Raw genomic sequence first — 18,314 nt, forward strand, 5'->3', positions numbered from 1 at the left:
ATCCGCTTCTGGACATTTTCTCCACAGAACAATCGTTAGCCCGGAAGGTCGAATCTGTGACTCTTATTTTCACGGATGAAACAGATGAAAGCTTCACTGGCGCTGGTCAGCCTGCTAACGGCATTTACCAGCCCCCCCTTAAAATCTCCCGCCGTTCCACCAGCCGTGGTACCAATCCAGGCCAACACCAATCTTGCCATCGCGGACGGTGCCAGACAGCAAATTGGCAGCACGCTATTTTACGATCCGGCGTATGTGCAGCTTACCTATCCTGGCGGTGATGTCCCGCAAGAACGCGGCGTATGTTCCGATGAGGTGATCCGCGCCTTGCGCAGCCAGAAGGTCGATTTGCAGAAACTGGTTCACGAAGATATGGCGAAGAATTTTGCCGATTATCCGCAAAAGTGGAAGTTAAAGCGCCCGGACAGCAACATCGATCACCGTCGGGTGCCTAATCTGGAAACCTGGTTTACCCGCCACGATAAAACACGCCCCACCAGCAAAAACGCTGGTGACTATCAAGCGGGCGATATTGTCTCCTGGCGACTGGACAACGGGCTGGCACATATTGGGGTAGTTTCAGATGGCTTCGCCCGCGACGGTACGCCGCTGGTGATACATAACATTGGCGCGGGCGCGCAGGAAGAAGATGTGCTGTTTAGCTGGCGGATTGTGGGGCACTATCGCTATTTTGTTAAATAAGAGCTCGCCCCACATGAAGAAAAAATTCAGATCCTTTTTACACTGACGGCTTCTTTTTTCTTACGGCTCACCAGCGCCAATGCCAGCACAATCAGCACAATACCGCTACCTTCAACCGCACCAGGATTCTCACCGAGCAGCCACCAGGAAAAGAGTACGCCGCAAACGGGAACGGCCAGTGTGCTTAAACTGGCAATACTGGCAGGCAAGTTTTTCAATACAAACAACCATAAGCTCCACGCCAGCGCCGTCGCCAGAATTGCACTGTAGGCCAGCGCCCAGAACACGGTGGGCTGCCAGTCAATTTCACGTTGCGGCACCAGCCAGGCGACCACGCTCATCACCAGCGCCGCATACAGCATCTGCCAGGATGTTAACGACAATAGATCCACGCGCGGATGACGGGCGTAAAGGCGTTTAGCGACAATGGCGCTCGCCCCCCAACTGACGCCGGAGAGGATCGCCAGCATGGCGCTTTTCATCGAAGAGAAATCGAGTTGCCACGGCTGCAACACCAAAAATAAACCGAAAGCGGCAATCAGAATCGCGAAATATTGCCCACGTCGCAGGCGTTCACCGAGAAACAACGCGGCGAAAATCACCACCCAGAACGGCATGGTATAGCTCAGGATCGCCACTTTCCCCGCTCCACCGCTGACCAGCGCCCACTGCGCCAAGCCAACCATCCCGCAGGTTTGTAACAGGGCAATGGCTAAGGTGTATTTAAACGGCGTCGGGCGCATTCCGCGACCACGTAACAAAAGAACGATGAATAAAACGAGAGCGCCGAAAATGCAGCGTAAGGCGGTGAAGTCGAAGGCACCGATGTAGCTGGTGACTTGCTTCATGAAAATCCAGCTATAACTCCAGATAAGTGTGAGCGCAACCAGGCCACTGATTGCCAGTGGGTTGCTCTTTCCTGCGGCAGACATGAGAGATCCAGTGTGTAGTTTTCCTGTGGACACTATACGCCGGTAAAGAAACTTCAGCGACTGCCTGAAAGGCAGTCGCTGAAGAAGGTCAGATTACAGCAGGTCGAAACGGTCGAGGTTCATCACTTTCACCCATGCTGCCACGAAGTCTTTAACAAATTTCTCGTGGGCATCGCTGCTGGCGTAAACTTCTGCCAGTGCACGCAGAACGGAGTTAGAACCAAATACCAGGTCCGCACGGCTAGCGGTGTATTTCACTTCACCCGTTTCACGATCACGGCCTTCGAACAGCTCTTTCGATTCGTCGGTCGCTTTCCACTCGTAGCGCATATCCAGCAAGTTCACAAAGAAGTCATTGCTCAATACGCCCACACGGTCAGTGAAGACACCGTTTTTGCTGCCATCGAAGTTGGCGCCCAGCACACGCATCCCGCCCACCAGCACAGTCATTTCTGGTGCAGTCAGCGTCAGTTGCTGCGCTTTATCGATCAGCAGTGATTCAGTGGTAGCCTCGCCCGACGCAGCGCGATAGTTACGGAAACCATCAGCAACAGGTTTGAGCAGCTCGAACATCTCGATATCCGTCTGATCCTGACGTGCATCTACGCGGCCAGGTGTGAACGGAACACTGATGCTGATACCCGCAGCACTCGCCGCTTTTTCGACACCAACAACACCGGCGAGAACAATAATGTCAGCGAGTGAAGCCGTGTGTGAGGATTTATAGATCCCCTCCAGCACCGGCAATGCGCGTGCTGCTGCGGCATTAACCTCCCAGTCGCGCTGCGGAGCTAATGCCAGACGCGCACCGTTGGCACCGCCACGTTTATCCCCACCGCGGAAGGTGGAGGCAGAAGCCCAGGCAACAGAAACCAGCTCGCTCACAGAGAGACCAGACTCAGCAATCGCCGTCTTCAGGTTAAGGATATCTTCCTCGCTCGGGTTGAAGAACGCATGTGGCAGCGGATCTTGCCAGATCAGATCTTCTTTCGGCACTTCCGGTCCGATGTAACGAGATTTCGGCCCCATATCCCTGTGCGTCAGTTTGAACCACGCACGGGCAAAGGCTTCGTTGAACGCTTGCGGATCGTCAAGGAAGCGACGTGAAATCTTCTCAAACTCTGGATCAAAACGCAGCGTCAGGTCAGTGACCAGCATCGTCGGCTTACGTTTCTTCGACGGATCGAACGGATCCGGGATAATTTCCGGTGCATCTACAGCTTCAAACTGGATGGCGCCTGCCGGGCTACGAGTCTGTACCCACTCATACTTGAACAGGTTTTCGAAGAAATAGTTGCTCCACTGGGTCGGCGTCTGGGTCCAGACCACTTCCAGACCTGACGTAATGGCATCAGCACCGACACCGGAACCAAAATCACTTTTCCAGCCTAAGCCCTGGTTTTCGATCGGGGCCGCTTCTGGATCAGGACCTACGTGCGTTGCCGGGCCTGCGCCGTGAGTTTTACCTAACGTATGACCACCCGCGATCAGCGCAACGGTTTCTTCGTCGTTCATCCCCATATTGCCAAATGTCGCGCGAATAGCTGCAGCCGCAGAAAGCGGTTCGCCACTGGCATTTGGTCCTTCCGGGTTAACGTAAATCAGCCCCATTTCGGTTGCTGCTAATGGGCGTTTTGCCAGTTCTTCCGGGTTACGGTGGGCAAGCCAGGTTTTTTCATCACCCCAGTTAACATCCAGATCCGGTTCCCAGACGTCTTCACGACCGGCACCAAAACCGAAGGTACGGAAACCGGAGTTTTCCAGCGCCACGTTACCCGCGAGGATAAACAGGTCGGCCCAGGAGATTTTCTGACCATATTTTTGTTTGATTGGCCACAACAGACGACGCGCTTTATCCAGGCTGACGTTATCCGGCCAGGAGTTGAGCGGTGCAAAACGTTGCTGACCACGACCCGCGCCGCCACGACCATCAATTGAACGGTAAGTCCCCGCGCCGTGCCAGGCCATACGAATAAACAGGCCAGCGTAGCTGCCCCAGTCTGCTGGCCACCACGGTTGAGACTCTGTCAGCAGATCTTTCAGATCTTTTTTCAGGCCGTAGTAATCTAGCTTGCTAAATTCTTTGCGGTAGTCGAAGTCCTCACCCAGTGGGTTAGAACGGTTAGAATGTTGGTTTAACAGGTCAACACGGAGTTGTTTTGGCCACCAGTCATGAGTGGTTGTTCCCGCACCGGCGCTCTGGTCATGACCGCCATGATGGAACGGGCATTTTCCGGCTGCTGTTGTGTTATGGATATCGTCTGACGTGCTCATCAATATACTCCCTCTACAGTGTTACCCTTACGATACACAGCGTTAGAGAGAAGTTATAATTGAATTAATCCACGGATGCGATAGTTGGGATCTTACATATCATTAGTTAAAGAGATGTAGATCAAATTGATCTTAAATAAGCCTTTTTGATTATGTCCGATTACGGACAAATACCTTATAAAAAAGGGTTTTATCCCTGTTTTCTCTCTGTTCTTTTAAGGAATGAAGGAGAAAAAGCGAGTCAATAGTTTTACTTGTCTGCCCCCTCGCTTCGAGGAGGCATTTTGTGCTTTGTTTTAATTTTGTGATCACCGTGTGATTTTTACAGAAACCAAAGCACTTATAAACCAGGTCGAACACCCAGCGTATGGCAAATCGCGTAACTCATTTCAGCGCGGTTAAGCGTATAGAAGTGGAAATCTTTCACCCCTTCACGGCTTAAAATCTTCACCATATCCATCGCAATATTCGCACCCACCAGCTTGCGGGTTTCGGCGTCATCATCCAGACCATCAAACATTTGCGCCATCCACACCGGAATGCGTACGTTGGTCATGTCAGCAAATTTCTTCGCCTGTTTAAAGTTAGAGACGGGCAAAATGCCAGGAATAATTTCCACATCGATACCCGCCGAAACGCAGCGATCACGAAAACGCAGGTAGCTTTCGACATCAAAGAAGAATTGGGTAATTGCGCGATTGGCGCCGGCGTCCACTTTGCGTTTCAGGTTAAGCAAATCCGCCTGGGCGCTTTTCGCTTCCGGATGCACCTCCGGATACGCCGCCACGGAGATATCGAAATCCGCGACGTCTTTTAACAGCGTCACCAGGTCAGAGGCATACATTTCCGGCTTACCGCTTCCCGGCGGCAGGTCGCCACGCAGCGCCACGATATGGCGAATACCGTTATTCCAGTAATCGCGGGCGATGGTCCGCAGCTCGTCAGGCGTCGCATCAATGCAGGTGAGATGCGGTGCAGCCTCCAGACCAGTACGGTCTTTAATGCCTTTAATGATGCTGTGCGTACGGTCGCGCTCGCCGGAGTTTGCGCCATAGGTCACTGAAACAAATTTCGGTTTCAGGCTACTAAGACGATCGATGGAGTTCCACAGGGTCTGCTCCATTTCACTGGTACGCGGCGGGAAAAATTCGAACGAAACATTAATCTGCCCCTGGACTTCGGCCAGGCTCTGATTCAGGGCATCCCGCTGGCTGGCGTGAAAAAAGCTCATACCTTACCTCATCAATCGCTTGTAGTTATATGTTGTGTTGTGAACATCTATCCATTTAGACGTCCAGATGTAAAGATGAAGGAAAAGCCGAGGGGCGTCAACCGAAAAATGCCCCATGATGGTGAGGAATAATCAGTGAAGATGAATTTTCTTCATTTGAATGTGAGGGTAAATGGGTTCTCTCACATTATCGCGCGCGAAGTAATGAATAAACGGATAAGCCATCGGCTTCAAATTTATTTAAATAAGAGTTAATTAATATGCTCGTCTGTGTTAGCTGGACACTTATTTAAATAAAACAAATAGATACCATAATTTGCATTCAATACTGCATGTTTATTATTTGAACTACTTCAAACTATTAACAATTTCTCCAAAATTATGTTGCAGAGCAATTATGCATCCCCCACGATAAGTAGAACGTTCTACTAGAACGTTCTACTTATACAAAAAAAGACTAATTCGCGCAGATTTATGCGCTATTCGGGGGAAATCAGCATGAATCTGATGTCGAGTTTCGTGAAGTCACTTTCTAAATTGTCGATGATTGGTCGCGCCCTAATGCTGCCAATTTCGCTTCTGCCTGCCGCTGGGCTGTTACTGGCGTTCGGAGATAAATTCCATTTGCCGTTGATGATGAATGCAGGCGGCATTATTTTTGATAACTTGCCGATGCTTTTTGCTATCGGTTCCGCCGTAGGGCTGGCTTCTGAATCAGGAATTGCGGCGTTATCCGCAGCCGTTTCCGTTTTTGTCACCAATATCACCATCAGCACCGTACTTAGCATCACGCCAGAAATGGCCGGGCAAGGCGGCAAATACGCGATGGTGGTGGGTATCCCTACATTGCAAATGGGCGTTTTTGGCGGCCTGATATGCGGGATCCTGGCGGCGTGGTGTTACAACCGTTTTCATACCATGCAATTGCCAGAATTCCTTGGTTTTTTCTCCGGGAAACGCTTTGTCGCTATCGCGACGGCTTTTCTCTCCTTCATTCTTGGCCTGTTACTACCCTATGTCTGGCAACACATTCAGTCAGGAATCGATGCATTATCGGTTATCGTTAATGGTAACAACCAGGCAGCATCGACCTTTATTTTTGGTGTAACTGAACGAGCGCTCATTCCGCTTGGCTTGCACCACATCTGGTATCCGTCGTTTTGGTATTCTTTTGGGGATTACACTACCCATGCCGGGCAAATGATTCACGGCGATCAGACGATTTGGTTCAAGATGTTGGAAGAAGGGGTGAAATCATTTAGCAGCGACAGTTATCATGACGCCGGTAAATTTATGCAAGGCGAATTCCCCCTGATGCTGTTTGCCCTGCCTGCGGCGTGCCTGGCGATGTACCATGAAGCGCACACAAAGAATAAGAAAATTGCCGCCGGTATTCTGTTCTCTGCCGCATTAACCTGTTTTCTGACCGGTATTACAGAACCCGTTGAATTTACATTTATCTTTGTCGCCCCTGTGCTGTATATCTTCAATGCCATAATGGCGGGCCTTTCCTATATGGCGATGTATCTGCTGCATGCACATATTGCCAAATCCTTCTCTGCGGGGCTGATTGACTATATTTCGTTTGGCATCCTGCCATCCTTTAACGGCTATAAAACCAACTTCCTGAGCGCCATTATCGTCGGCGTGCCAATGGCGGTGATCTACTACTTCACCTTCCGCTTTGTTATTCGTCGTTTTGATGTGAAAACGCCTGGTCGTACTGAAACTACGGTTAGCGCTAACGATAAAACCGATGACGAGCTGGCAACAGAAATCATCACGCTGCTTGGCGGTCAGCAAAACATTAAATCGGTAGGCTCCTGCATCACGCGTTTACGTCTGGAAGTCTCTGATAAAGAAGCGGTGGATCAGGATGGTCTAAATAATATTGGCGCCCGTGGCGTGGTTTATGTTGGCGATAACGGCATTCAGGTCATTTTTGGCGCGCGAGCGCAATTTATCGCGCAAACCATGTCGACGATGATCGGTAAATAGCCTTAAGATTACTCGATGTCAGAGGTTCTGGTCCCTGACCAGAACCTTCTTGCTATTTAAAGAATCAACGTTGTTCAGGGAGTGAGTTTGAAGAAAGTCAGCATAATTGATGTTGCCAAAAGAGCCGGAGTTTCCGTCTCTACCGTGTCGCTAGTGCTGCGCCAGAAAGGGAAAATCTCAGAGGCGACCATCGGAAAAGTTCATGCTGCTATTGACGAACTGGGCTACGTGCATAATGTTGCCGCCGCCAATTTACGTTCCCACACGTCAAATATTATCGGACTGATTTTACGTGATTTTAGCGATAGCTTTTCCATCAAAGTGATGGCCAGTATTGTTCAGGAACTGGAAGCCAGGGGCTATATGGTATTCCTTGGGCAACCACAGAACGAACATGAACATCTTGAACGTTGTTTACTTTCCTTCAAGCAACAAGGTGTTGCCGGAGTGATTTATCTGGCTTCCGATGCGCATCGTGAAACCCTCCCCACGCTAATCCGCCAGTGTTCGCTTCCCCTTGTTGTCGCGTCACAAACGCCTATCAAAGATGAGTGCAACCTGGTATTGCGTGACAACCAGCAGGCAGCAAGTCTTGCCACACGTTATTTAATTGAGCGCGGCCATCGTTACATTGCCTATCTCGGTGGCAGAGAAAGTGATCTTATCCGTCAGCAGCGACTGGTTGGTTTTCGCCAGACCCTGGCAAAATTTGGCATTGCTTGTCGTGACGAGTTCACGCCAGCCTGTGACGGTGACACCTGGGCTGCCAGCATGGCAACGCGCCAGTTGCTGGAAAATAACAACGCCATTACCGCCCTGCTCTGCCATTCGCCCGAGGCCATGATTGGCAGCATCAACGGCATACATCAGGTGGGGCGTACCGTCGGGAAAGACGTCTTTCTGACCCAGCAGGTAGCGCTAATTGGTTTTGAAGATATGCTGCATATCAACCTGACCTCTCCTGTTTTCACCTATGTATCTTCCGCCAGTGAAGAAACCGGACGCCAGGCAGCGACCCTGATGATTCGCAAATTAAAAGACCCGGATTTGCAAACCCAAAGAATTGCGCTTTCCGGGCAACTGGTGGTGCGGGAATCGGCGTAATACACATGCCGAATGAGATGTACGTCGATATCGTCATCCGGCAATAAGGTGTAAACCAACTCAATGCGTATGATTACTTGATATCTTTCACACGCATACCGTTGAGCTGTTCATCCGTGATGGTGTTACCCGCTTTGAAGTAATCAACCACGGCGTGATAAACGTAATAACCGCCCGTTGTGTTGCGCGCTTTCCCCTCGGTAAAGGCGCTAAAACCATCTCCACCATCAGCAAGGAAACTCTGAGTAGCAATAGAATAAACCGTCGCATCTTCAATCGGTTTGCCATTCAGAGTCAGTGAGATAACCCGCTGACCAACCGGCTTACTGCTGTCGTACTTCATTTCCAGGCCTTTCGATACCTGCAAAACGCCATTACTCAAACTTGCGCCGTGTTCCATCAAACTGCGTAATTGTTTACCCGTGAGTTCCATCGTCACCAGTTCGTTGGGGAACGGGAAGGTACTGATGACGCCGCCCATCGTAATCGCCCCTGCGGGGATCTCATTGCGGATACCGCCAGAGTTGGTTAAGGCTATTTGGGTGTTTTTACCTGCCGCTGCCAGTAAAGCGTCAGCCGCCAGGTTCCCGAGGGAAGCCGATTCACCATAGGCACGTTTTAATTCAATCGGCGATTGCGCCACCGTTTGTTGCACCACTTCATCCAGCTTTTTATTCCAGCCGTCGATCACCTGTTTTGTTTGCGGATCGGGCTTCCACTCGTCGGCGTAAATGGTTTTAAGCTCGAAGTTTTTCACCGTAAAATCATGCGGCTTCTCTTTGTAGTCGAGAACCAGTTTGCCCACATCAATCCCGCCGCTGTCAGTAGAGAGGATGAGCGTATTGCCGACTTTAATCGGTTCCGGCGTACCCACATGTGCATGTCCGGTGATCAAAATATCCAGTCCTTTCACCTGACTTGCCGTCTGAAAATCTTTATCCAACGCGCGACGCACATCTGTGCCTCCCATACTGGACTGGCGGGCCGGAACACCTTCGTGGATCAGGGCGACGGTCAAATCAACCTTGCCTTTGAGTTCATCGATATAACGTTGTAGCCATTTAATTTCATCGCGCGCCTCAATACCCACTCGCGTGGCAGCGGATACCGTGTCATTAAAGGCAAATACTCCGTGCAAACCTATAACGCCTATTTTCACACCGTCTTTTTCGATGATGGTATAGGGCTTATCCCAGAATGATTTACTGCTGTTCTGATAAAAAACATTGCCCTGCACAATCGGGAATTTTGCCTGACTCAACTGTAATAATGTGTTGTCCCAGCCGTGGTCAAATTCATGGTTGCCTATTGTGGCGACATCAAACGGCATGGTATTCATAATATCGATAATAGCTTTGCCTTTGGTCAGGCTGCTAATATAGGGCCCGGTAAAATAGTCACCTGCATCAAAAAACCATGTCGCTTTATTTTTTGCTTTTTCTTATTTAACCAGCGTAGTGATATTTGCCCAGCCGCCAATATCTCGTTTACCGTCAGCGATCCATGGCACTTTATAAGGCTCTACATGTGCATGGAGATCGTTGGTATAAATGATAGTGACATCTTTGGCGCAAGCCCAGAACGGCAGTGTTAATGCAATACCCGCAGCAAGCATTTTAATTTTCATAAATAGTCCCTTTCAGTGATTTAAAGGCTTGCTACATTACGTTCTGAAAGAGTTATTTATGTGAGAGTAATCACATCCACAAGGGAGCGTTGCCGGACAAAATCAACGACCTTGTGAAATCGTTGGTGATATATGTCGACTCTGTTTACGATTAATGCCTGCAAGTCGTTTGGTTGCCGTAATTTAGGACGGTCAACATCGACAGATTACAGCTGGCCTGACTATCGACTGGGTTATGCAGCATTGCACTGCCGGGCATGTGGAAGCTATCCACCGTTGTTTGACGAACAACAATTTCGTGACTGGTTGACAGTTCACTTATCTACGTGGGCCTCTGAAAAGGGCCATTTCTGCCCGGTATGTTATGGCACAGAGACAATTTGTTATGGTCACAATCCACAGGGTTCGCAACGCATTCAATGCCGTAACTGCAAAAAAGTCTGGACACCTAAACAATATCAAAAAGAAATAACGCCTCCCGAAATAATCGAAACGGTTGCTCTTCTGGTGCCATTTCAGGGAGCCAGCGGCGGGCAAAAATTGTATGTTTTAATGAGTTTTGATGCTCTTCGCGGTAATATTCTTCATCTTTCTACTAATTACACGCAGCATCAAGCTGGAGAAAGTCTGCATTATCGATACAGAGGAAATGCAGAACCAGAGTTACACGACAATAATATTGTACAACGCGTTGATATACGCGAAGCACAATTTCTACGCCGCAGTCAGTTTGATGAAATTCAGTATGGCAGTGCAGCGCTCAAGCGCAATGCTAAAGGCGCTATTCTGCGTCCTGTTATCACAGCGCACGGGCATTTCAGGGTACTGAATATTCTATTCCCGACAGTTAAAACACAGGTTATTTCACACGAGTGTTTTTTAAGAGGCGCCATTATTACGGTTTGGGCTGATCTGTTTCGCCAACAGCAAGGTGAAATTTGGTTTATTGAAGAGGAAATAACTGACTGTACCGAAAATACGTCCTGGAGTTTTCAGGGAGCAACTTATCACGGCTGGTGGAAAAATCAGTGGCAACTCTGGGTTCAGGGAAAAAATCGTAAAATGGTATGTGCATTAACGGGCGGAAATAACAGCAAAGCTGAAATGCTCTCATTAGCAACCAGCAGACATTTTATCCACTGGCTACATAAACAGGCAGAATTTACTCACAGCGCCCCGCTTTCCGCAGGGCGCGTAACGAAAATACTGCTTTCTCTGGCTCAGGATTACAACAACTGCGCCAGTCGGTTGATATCCGACTGAATCGCCCCGGCGGTGACGTCGCGCCCTGCGCCAGGCCCACGGATCACCAGCGGATTATCGCGATACCAGCGGCTTTCGATGGCAAAGACGTTATCGCACGGCAGCAATGATGCCAGCGGATGGTCTTCACGTACCGCTTCCACGCCTACACGCACTTTGCCGTTGGCATCGAAACGCGCTACGTAGCGCAGCACCAGCCCCATTTCACGGGCAGCTTCCAGCCGTTGCACCATCTGCTCGTTAAGTTCATCGCCATTTTCAAAGAAGTGGTCGATGCTGCCGCCTTCGCAATGGGCAGGCACCAGCGACTCCACGCGTACCTGATCCGGTTCGATGTTGTAACCTGCCTCACGCGCCAGAATCACCAGCTTGCGCATCACGTCTTTGCCAGAGAGATCGTCACGCGGGTCAGGCTCGGTTAAGCCCTGCTGCCAGGCCTGATCCACCAGCTCGGTAAACGGCACGCTACCGTCGAATTGCAGGAACAGCCAGGAGAGCGTGCCGGAGAAGATCCCGCTGATCGACAAAATAGTATCGCCGCTGTCGATCAGATCGCGCACGGTATGGTTGATCGGCAAGCCCGCACCGACGGTGGCATTGTACAGCCAGTGACGCCCGGTTTTTTCGAAGGCGTCGTGGATCTGGCGATATTTATTGCTGTCGCTGGCTCCCGCCAGTTTGTTGGCACTGATGACGTGGAAACCGTGGCTGGCGAAATCGAGATATTGATCAGCAAGCTGCTGGCTGGCAGTAACATCCAGCACCACTAAATCATCATACGGATGGGCGCGCATCCACAGGAACAGCGACTCTTCATCCTGCTCGACCGCTTCATCGTTGAAGAAGGCTAACGCGCGGCTAGCGTCCAGCCCGTCGTAGCTCAACAGGCTGCGACGGCTGTCCACCACGCCTGCCAGCACAAATTCAAAGCCGGTGCGTGCCGAGAGCGTACTCTGCTCGCGGGCGAACAGTTCCAGCCAGCGGGAGCCGATATTGCCCTTGCCGAACAGCACCAGGCCGATGCGTTTTTCTGCACGGAAGACGGACTGATGCAGCCCCTGAATCAGGCTTTCGGTTGGTCCGGTGCGCAGTACTGCCACCAGGCTGATGCCGTCATCCGACTGCCAGGTAAACTCGACCGGCTGGCCTTTCAATTGCTGCCAAAAGCGGTGGCAATGCAGCGGGTTACGGGTGACGCCCGCCCCAACCATCGCCACCAGTACCAGCCCCTGACGCAGGCGCAGTTCGCCGGGTAATCCCGCTTCGTCGAGGATTTTCAGCGCACTGTCAGCGACTTCTGCGGTGTAGCAAAATTGCAGCAACTGGCGATCGTTATGCACGCCAACTGCCAGTGGACGCACCTGAGCACGTTTCAGGATTTGGTCGATCTCTTTATGCGCCAGTTTGAAATCCTGGCTGGTAGGCACCTGAAACTCAATCAAACAGACATCATCGTGGCTGGTGACAATACGCGCGCCAGTACCGGAAGCCAGCACGCGTTCAATGCGTGTGGAGCCTTGATCCGGCGTGTAGCTACAGCGCAGCTGCAGGTCGATTTCGCTACCGGATACTGGCTGTAAAGTACGGGCGTGAAGAACGGGAGCCGCCAGACGCGCCAGTTCGCTGGCTTCATCCAGACGCAGCAACGGCAGCAGACAGGCATCTTTCACTTTACGCGGGTCGGCGCTATATACCCCGGCGACGTCGCTCCAGATGGTTACACGAGAAACGCCCGCCAGCGCACCGATTTGTGTCGCGGAATAGTCGGAACCGTTACGCCCCAGCAGCACCGTTTCACCAGCGTTGTTACGGCTGATAAACCCAGTCACCACCAGACGTTTGCCCGGATGTTGTACCAGTAGCTGTTGCAGCAACGGATAAGAAAGCCCTTCATCAACCTGCGGTTGTGCGGCGCGTTCGGCGCGTAAAAACTCGCGGGCATCAAGCCAGGCCGCAGGCAGCCCTTGTTGATTAAGCACCGCAGACATTAAGCGTGCCGACCACACTTCCCCGTGGCCCACCACTTCTGCATACACCGCATCGGTGATACCACTGTCGAGCAGCGCCGCCAGCCGCTCAAGATCGCTGACAAAAGCGCTAATGAGGCTATCGGCTTGTTCGGCGGGTAACAGGCCGCTAATCAGATCGCACTGATAACGACGCAACGTTTGTTGAACCTGATGCGCAGAGAGACGATCGGTCTGGCTTAGTTTCAACCAGTTAATCAACTGGTTAGTGGTGCTACCGGCGGCGGAAACCACCATCATATCGTCGGGCTGGGAGTACTCAGCCATAATGCCCGCGACACGCAAATAACACTTCACATCAGCCAGACTACTGCCACCAAATTTATGCAGTTGACGACCTTTCGCCCCTGCCTGCGCAATCACACTCATTTTTACCCCTTGTTTGCAGCCCGGAAGCCATTTTCCAGGTCGGCAATTAAATCTTCGCCATCTTCAATACCGGTGGAGATACGCAGCAGCGTCTCGGAGATCCCGGCGGCAGCACGCGCTTCTGGCGCCATGCCTGCATGTGTCATGGTTGCGGCGTGAGAGATTAAACTTTCCACTCCCCCTAACGATTCCGCCAGCGTAAACAACGACAGCCCGCCCAGGAAACGACGCAGCGTCTGCTCATCGCCATCCAGTTCAAAACTCAACATTGCGCCAAAGCCTTTTTGCTGGCGCGCGGCAATTTCATGCCCCTGATTTTCCGGCAGCGACGGGTGATACAGTTTTTTCACCAACGGCTGGGTTTGCAGATATTTCACAATCGCCTGCGCGTTGCGCTGGGCCAGCTCCATACGCGGCACCAGAGTACGCAGGCCGCGCAGCAGCAGATAGCTATCAAACGCGCCGCCCGTCACGCCAATATTGTTTGCCCACCAGGCAAGTTCAGTGACAACGTCCGGGTCTTTAGCAATCACCACGCCGGCCACCACGTCTGAGTGACCATTCAGATATTTCGTACATGAATGCAACACCAGATCGGCACCCAATGCCAGCGGATTTTGCAATGCCGGGCTTAAGAAGGTGTTATCCACCACGCTCACCGCCCCGACTTCCCTTGCCAGATGGCAGATTTTCGCAATATCCACGACGCGTAACAATGGATTACTTGGGCTTTCTACCAGCACCAGTTTAGGTTTTTCCGCCAGTGCCGCCTGCAATGACTGCTCATCACCTTGATCAACAAACAGCACGCGATAACAGCCGCGTTTTGCCAGGCTGTCAAACAGGCGATAGCTGCCGCCGTAGCAGTCGTGCGGTGCAACCAGCAGATCGCCAGGTTTCAAAAAGACGGTAGTCACCAGGTGGATCGCGGACATGCCGGTATTAGTAAGTACTGCACCAGCACCGCCTTCCAGTTCTGCCAGCACCCGCTGAACCACATCGCGCGTTGGGTTGCCGCGACGCGAGTAATCATGCGCGCGCGGCTCGTTAAATCCGGTAAAGTTATAGGTGCTGGAAAGATGGATCGGTGGGACAACGCAACCATACTGTTCGTCGTCATTTAACCCGCTACGCACTGCGATGGTGGCCTGTTTACGCGTCATGTGATGAAGTTCCCTGGGCTTTGTCGGTGAAATGTCAGGCACCAGAGTAAACATTGTGTTAATGGACGTCAATACATCTGGACATCTAAACTTCTTTGCGTATAGATTGAGCAATTCCCCAATAACCGTTAAAATTACATGCATTATCACGCCGACAGGTGCATTACACGATGTCACGGTAGCGCCTGTACGGTAAACTATGCGGGTTTATGGCCATTACCCACATTAATTGTGTGGTCTGGTTTCAATTTATTGACGAAGAGGATTAAGTATCTCATGGCTGAATGGAGCGGCGAATATATCAGCCCATACGCTGAGCACGGCAAGAAGAGTGAACAAGTCAAAAAGATTACGGTTTCCATTCCTCTTAAGGTGTTAAAAATCCTCACCGATGAACGCACGCGTCGTCAGGTGAACAACCTGCGTCACGCTACCAACAGCGAACTGCTGTGCGAAGCGTTTCTGCATGCCTTTACCGGGCAACCTCTGCCGGATGATGCCGACCTGCGTAAAGAGCGCAGCGACGAAATTCCGGAAGCGGCAAAAGAGATCATGCGTGAGATGGGGATTAACCCGGAGACGTGGGAATACTAATGCTGAAAAAAGCGGTCTGGCGTTAACCAGCCGCTTTTTTTATACATGGACGTTTAACTATGAAAAACAGGCTGCTGATCCTCAGCCTGCTGGTTTCTGTACCTGCCTTTGCCTGGCAACCACAAACCGGCGACATCATCTTTCAGATCTCTCGCTCATCGCAAAGTAAAGCGATCCAACTGGCAACTCATTCCGATTACAGCCACACCGGTATGCTGGTGATACGCAACAAAAAGCCCTACGTTTTTGAAGCGGTCGGCCCGGTGAAATATACCCCCCTCAAGCAGTGGATCGCCCACGGTGAAGATGGCAAATACATTGTTCGCCGCGTTGAAGGCGGACTGAATACCGAACAACAGCAAAAACTGGCGCAAACGGCAAAACGTTATCTCGGCAAACCGTATGACTTTAGCTTCTCGTGGAGCGATGATCGTCAGTACTGCTCGGAAGTCGTTTGGAAGGTTTATCAGAACGCGCTGGGAATGCGCATAGGTGAACAGCAAAAGCTGAAAGAATTCGATCTTAGCAACCCGCTGGTCCAGGGAAAGCTTAAAGAACGATACGGTAAAAATATCCCGCTTGAGGAAACGGTGGTTTCGCCACAAGCCGTTTTCGATGCGCCACAACTCACCACGGTTGCCAAAGAATGGCCGCTGTTTTCCTGGTAATGGATTACTGTGAACACGGCTGGCGTTCACGCCGCAAACGTTAATCGCGTTTTGCCATAACTCGAAATGCGCTTTACGCAACCAAACGGGTACGAAATCGATGATGAAAGGTAATTGTGCGGAGAAGCAAGTGGGCCAATCACATCGTGACTGGCCCTAAAACTTAGCTTTTTTGGGTCTGAAGCTCTGGTTGATACGTCTCAGCATCATTTTGACGTTGTTTTTCCATAGCAATCGCACCAAAGTGCGTTAACGTACAGAAAATGATGCAACAGATAACACCAGCAAGCAGAAGATAAAAACCACCATCCCAACCAACCTCATCGACCATAATACCAAACAGGCTTGTACCAAGCGTCGCTCCAAGAATATAGCTCATGAAACCACGCAAACCGACAGCGGAGCCCACGGCAAAACTGGGAACAATTTCCATTGTCTGAACAGAGGCCAGGAACTGCGGAACATAGATAAGGCAGCCCACGCAAGCAGCGAAAATAGTAATAGAGAGTAGAGAATCGCTTTTCCAGTAGCCCAACAGGCAGAAGAAAATCAATACCATACTGATAATCGCTGGCGGCATACGGCGACCATGAAATAATTTATCACTCAACCAGCCAGCAAATAATGTCGTTGGAATAGCCGCCCATTCGAAGATTAAAAATGCCGTACTCATTTCGGTCTTTGTAAAATGCTTCACGCTTAACAAATAAATAGGTAACCAGCTGATAATTCCGAAACGCACCATATAGACAAAAACATCAACGAAAGAGACAAACCAGGCATTCTTATTTTTAAGCACATAGGTACAAAAAATTTGCCAGGCCGTCATATCTTCCGGCGCACGATCATCTTTTGCTTTAATGCTGACGTCGTCCGGAACGATTTCGTTTAATGGCGGCAAACCTTCACTTACCGGTGAACCTTTACCTGACATCAGTACCACGATAGCAATGACAACAGAGACAATCGCTGGAATAACATATGTTGCTATTTTCCAGTGTTCAGTGCCCAGTACGGCAAATGCGCCGCCGACAATCGGAGCAACAATACCACCACCCACGTTGTGCGAAATATTCCAGACCGCGCCGACAATGCCCCGTTCTTTACGAGGAAACCAGTTGGCGATCGTAATAAATGACGGGCCAACACCCATTCCCTGAAAGAAACCATTCAGAATGACAAGTCCTGCAAACATCCAGAATGCGAAACTAAAACCAAGTGCCACGTTAACGAGAGCACAAAGTATTAAACCCACTGCCATATATACTTTAGGATTAGCTTTATCCGCCAGACTGCTCATTATCCCTTTACTAATACCGTAGGCTATCAGCATACAACTGCTTAACAGCCCTATTTGCGTCGCAGAAAGATTGAGCTCTTGTTTTAAATACGGTGTAGAGAGAACAAAGTTATTCCTGACAATGTAATACGAAAGATAACCGATAAATACGCTGAATAACGCCTGCATACGGTAACGATTATAGGTACTTTTCACTTCACTTTCAGGAACCTTATGTGTTGCCACTTTAGGTTTCAATAAAGAAAGCATATATCACCTTCCAGTTCATAGTGTTGTTTAATCAAATAATAATATTCATAGCAATGCTCATTACTACTCTCTGATGAGTATTTAAAAAGCCTTTGCTTAGTGAGTTTTGAAGATAGTGAAGCAAGAGAGTTTAAGTTACAATACAGGGCAAATGAGTCAAAACTGACTCAAAAAAACAAATTCAATGTTCCATTTCTTTCCCATATTTGATTTTGGAAAATGCAACATGGTTATTATTTAAACCTTAACGTGTTACAACAGGCCCAATTTAAAAAAAATTAGTTTTATTAAAATTTTCATTTTTTGAGTTCAATCACATATTTTGCTTCTATAATCGGGATCATTGAAGATACTTGTTCTTGTTATGCCAGAGAACCATGCTGCACAACATGAAAACCTTCATCACCGCACAACAAAAAGCAGAGTCTGAACACCTTCAGGATATCCGTCGTAACACGCTGATTTGCGCTCAAATTAGGGCCTTTTTTATGGTTTCTGAAGACTGGAACTCCGTCATGATTACTGAGACGCTAAGTCTGCATCAGGCCACCGCAGATGACCCTATTTACGATAGTGCTTGTTATTACCATCCTCAACGAGTAAAAAAATGGGATGAAGCCGCCAACAACAAATTTCATTTTTTACTGCTATACAGTCAGAACCTGAATCTGAGAGCGAAAATGTGGAAATTAATTAATGCGCATTTCCGTAACAGTCACTTGCGGATATAGTAATGCTGGTTGCTTGCCGAATTAATGATAATTTACAAATACAAAAACACATGGCTTGAAGTTCGTTGCTTATGTTAACTAA

Annotated in this window: 13 protein-coding genes and 1 pseudogene; 7 read left to right on the forward strand and 7 right to left on the reverse strand. The window is 49.8% G+C overall.

What is annotated here, in order from left to right:
- Positions 1–84: 84 nt before the first annotated feature.
- Positions 85–702 (forward strand): DUF1287 domain-containing protein, encoded by a 618-nt coding sequence (locus FEK43_RS20385; RefSeq protein WP_135408562.1) that lies wholly within the window; start codon positions 85–87, stop codon positions 700–702.
- 26 nt (positions 703–728) lie between these two features.
- Here the strand turns inward: FEK43_RS20385 and yijE are convergent, their stop codons facing one another.
- From yijE to metF, 3 genes are all read right to left on the reverse strand, one after another.
- A complete protein-coding gene (gene yijE, locus FEK43_RS20390) occupies positions 729–1,634 on the reverse strand; it encodes a cystine transporter YijE (RefSeq protein ID WP_130206576.1) in 906 nt (301 codons plus the stop codon).
- A gap of 93 nt (positions 1,635–1,727) precedes the next feature.
- Entirely contained in the window at positions 1,728–3,908 is a 2,181-nt protein-coding gene (gene katG, locus FEK43_RS20395) for a catalase/peroxidase HPI (protein ID WP_130222342.1), read from the reverse strand.
- A 340-nt stretch (positions 3,909–4,248) separates the two neighbouring features.
- The gene (gene metF, locus FEK43_RS20400) at positions 4,249–5,139 is read right to left on the reverse strand and encodes a methylenetetrahydrofolate reductase (RefSeq protein WP_135408559.1); all 891 of its coding nucleotides are present in this window, start codon (positions 5,137–5,139) and stop codon (positions 4,249–4,251) included.
- A gap of 498 nt (positions 5,140–5,637) precedes the next feature.
- Between metF and FEK43_RS20405 the strand changes: the two genes are divergently transcribed.
- Both FEK43_RS20405 and malI read left to right on the forward strand, forming a co-directional pair.
- Complete coding sequence (locus FEK43_RS20405) at positions 5,638–7,137, forward strand: PTS transporter subunit EIIC (RefSeq protein WP_135408557.1); 1,500 nt, start codon at positions 5,638–5,640, stop codon at positions 7,135–7,137.
- 87 nt (positions 7,138–7,224) lie between these two features.
- Entirely contained in the window at positions 7,225–8,241 is a 1,017-nt protein-coding gene (gene malI, locus FEK43_RS20410) for a Mal regulon transcriptional regulator MalI (RefSeq protein ID WP_135408555.1), read from the forward strand.
- 73 nt (positions 8,242–8,314) lie between these two features.
- Here malI and FEK43_RS20415 read toward each other — a convergent pair.
- Positions 8,315–9,868, reverse strand: a pseudogene (locus FEK43_RS20415) (bifunctional UDP-sugar hydrolase/5'-nucleotidase).
- A 132-nt stretch (positions 9,869–10,000) separates the two neighbouring features.
- Between FEK43_RS20415 and FEK43_RS20420 the strand changes: the two are divergent.
- Entirely contained in the window at positions 10,001–11,131 is a 1,131-nt protein-coding gene (locus FEK43_RS20420; RefSeq protein WP_135408553.1) for a cytoplasmic protein, read from the forward strand.
- Here the strand turns inward: FEK43_RS20420 and metL are convergent.
- The gene (metL, locus tag FEK43_RS20425; RefSeq protein ID WP_135408551.1) at positions 11,095–13,527 is read right to left on the reverse strand and encodes a bifunctional aspartate kinase/homoserine dehydrogenase II; all 2,433 of its coding nucleotides are present in this window, start codon (positions 13,525–13,527) and stop codon (positions 11,095–11,097) included. The genes FEK43_RS20420 and metL overlap by 37 nt on opposite strands.
- 2 nt (positions 13,528–13,529) lie before the next feature.
- Positions 13,530–14,690 (reverse strand): cystathionine gamma-synthase, encoded by a 1,161-nt coding sequence (metB, locus tag FEK43_RS20430; protein ID WP_135408549.1) that lies wholly within the window; start codon positions 14,688–14,690, stop codon positions 13,530–13,532.
- A 276-nt stretch (positions 14,691–14,966) separates the two neighbouring features.
- Here metB and metJ point away from each other — a divergent pair, with 276 nt between their 5' ends.
- Both metJ and FEK43_RS20440 read left to right on the forward strand, forming a co-directional pair.
- Positions 14,967–15,284, forward strand: coding sequence for a met regulon transcriptional regulator MetJ (gene metJ, locus FEK43_RS20435; protein WP_000852812.1), 318 nt, complete (start codon positions 14,967–14,969; stop codon positions 15,282–15,284).
- 59 nt (positions 15,285–15,343) lie between these two features.
- On the forward strand, positions 15,344–15,952 hold the full coding sequence (locus FEK43_RS20440) for a YiiX family permuted papain-like enzyme (protein ID WP_135408547.1): 609 nt from the start codon (positions 15,344–15,346) through the stop codon (positions 15,950–15,952).
- Between the two features lie 163 nt (positions 15,953–16,115).
- Here the strand turns inward: FEK43_RS20440 and FEK43_RS20445 are convergent, their stop codons facing one another.
- Positions 16,116–17,501, reverse strand: a complete 1,386-nt coding sequence (locus FEK43_RS20445; protein ID WP_130206592.1) for an MFS transporter — start codon at positions 17,499–17,501, stop codon at positions 16,116–16,118.
- Between the two features lie 389 nt (positions 17,502–17,890).
- On the opposite strand from FEK43_RS20445, the gene FEK43_RS20450 reads away from it, so the two are divergent.
- The gene (locus tag FEK43_RS20450) at positions 17,891–18,232 is read left to right on the forward strand and encodes a hypothetical protein (protein WP_130206594.1); all 342 of its coding nucleotides are present in this window, start codon (positions 17,891–17,893) and stop codon (positions 18,230–18,232) included.
- The last annotated feature ends 82 nt before the right edge of the window (positions 18,233–18,314 follow it).

The sequence above is a fragment of the Escherichia sp. E2562 genome (genome assembly GCF_005781075.1).
Classification (GTDB): domain Bacteria; phylum Pseudomonadota; class Gammaproteobacteria; order Enterobacterales; family Enterobacteriaceae; genus Escherichia.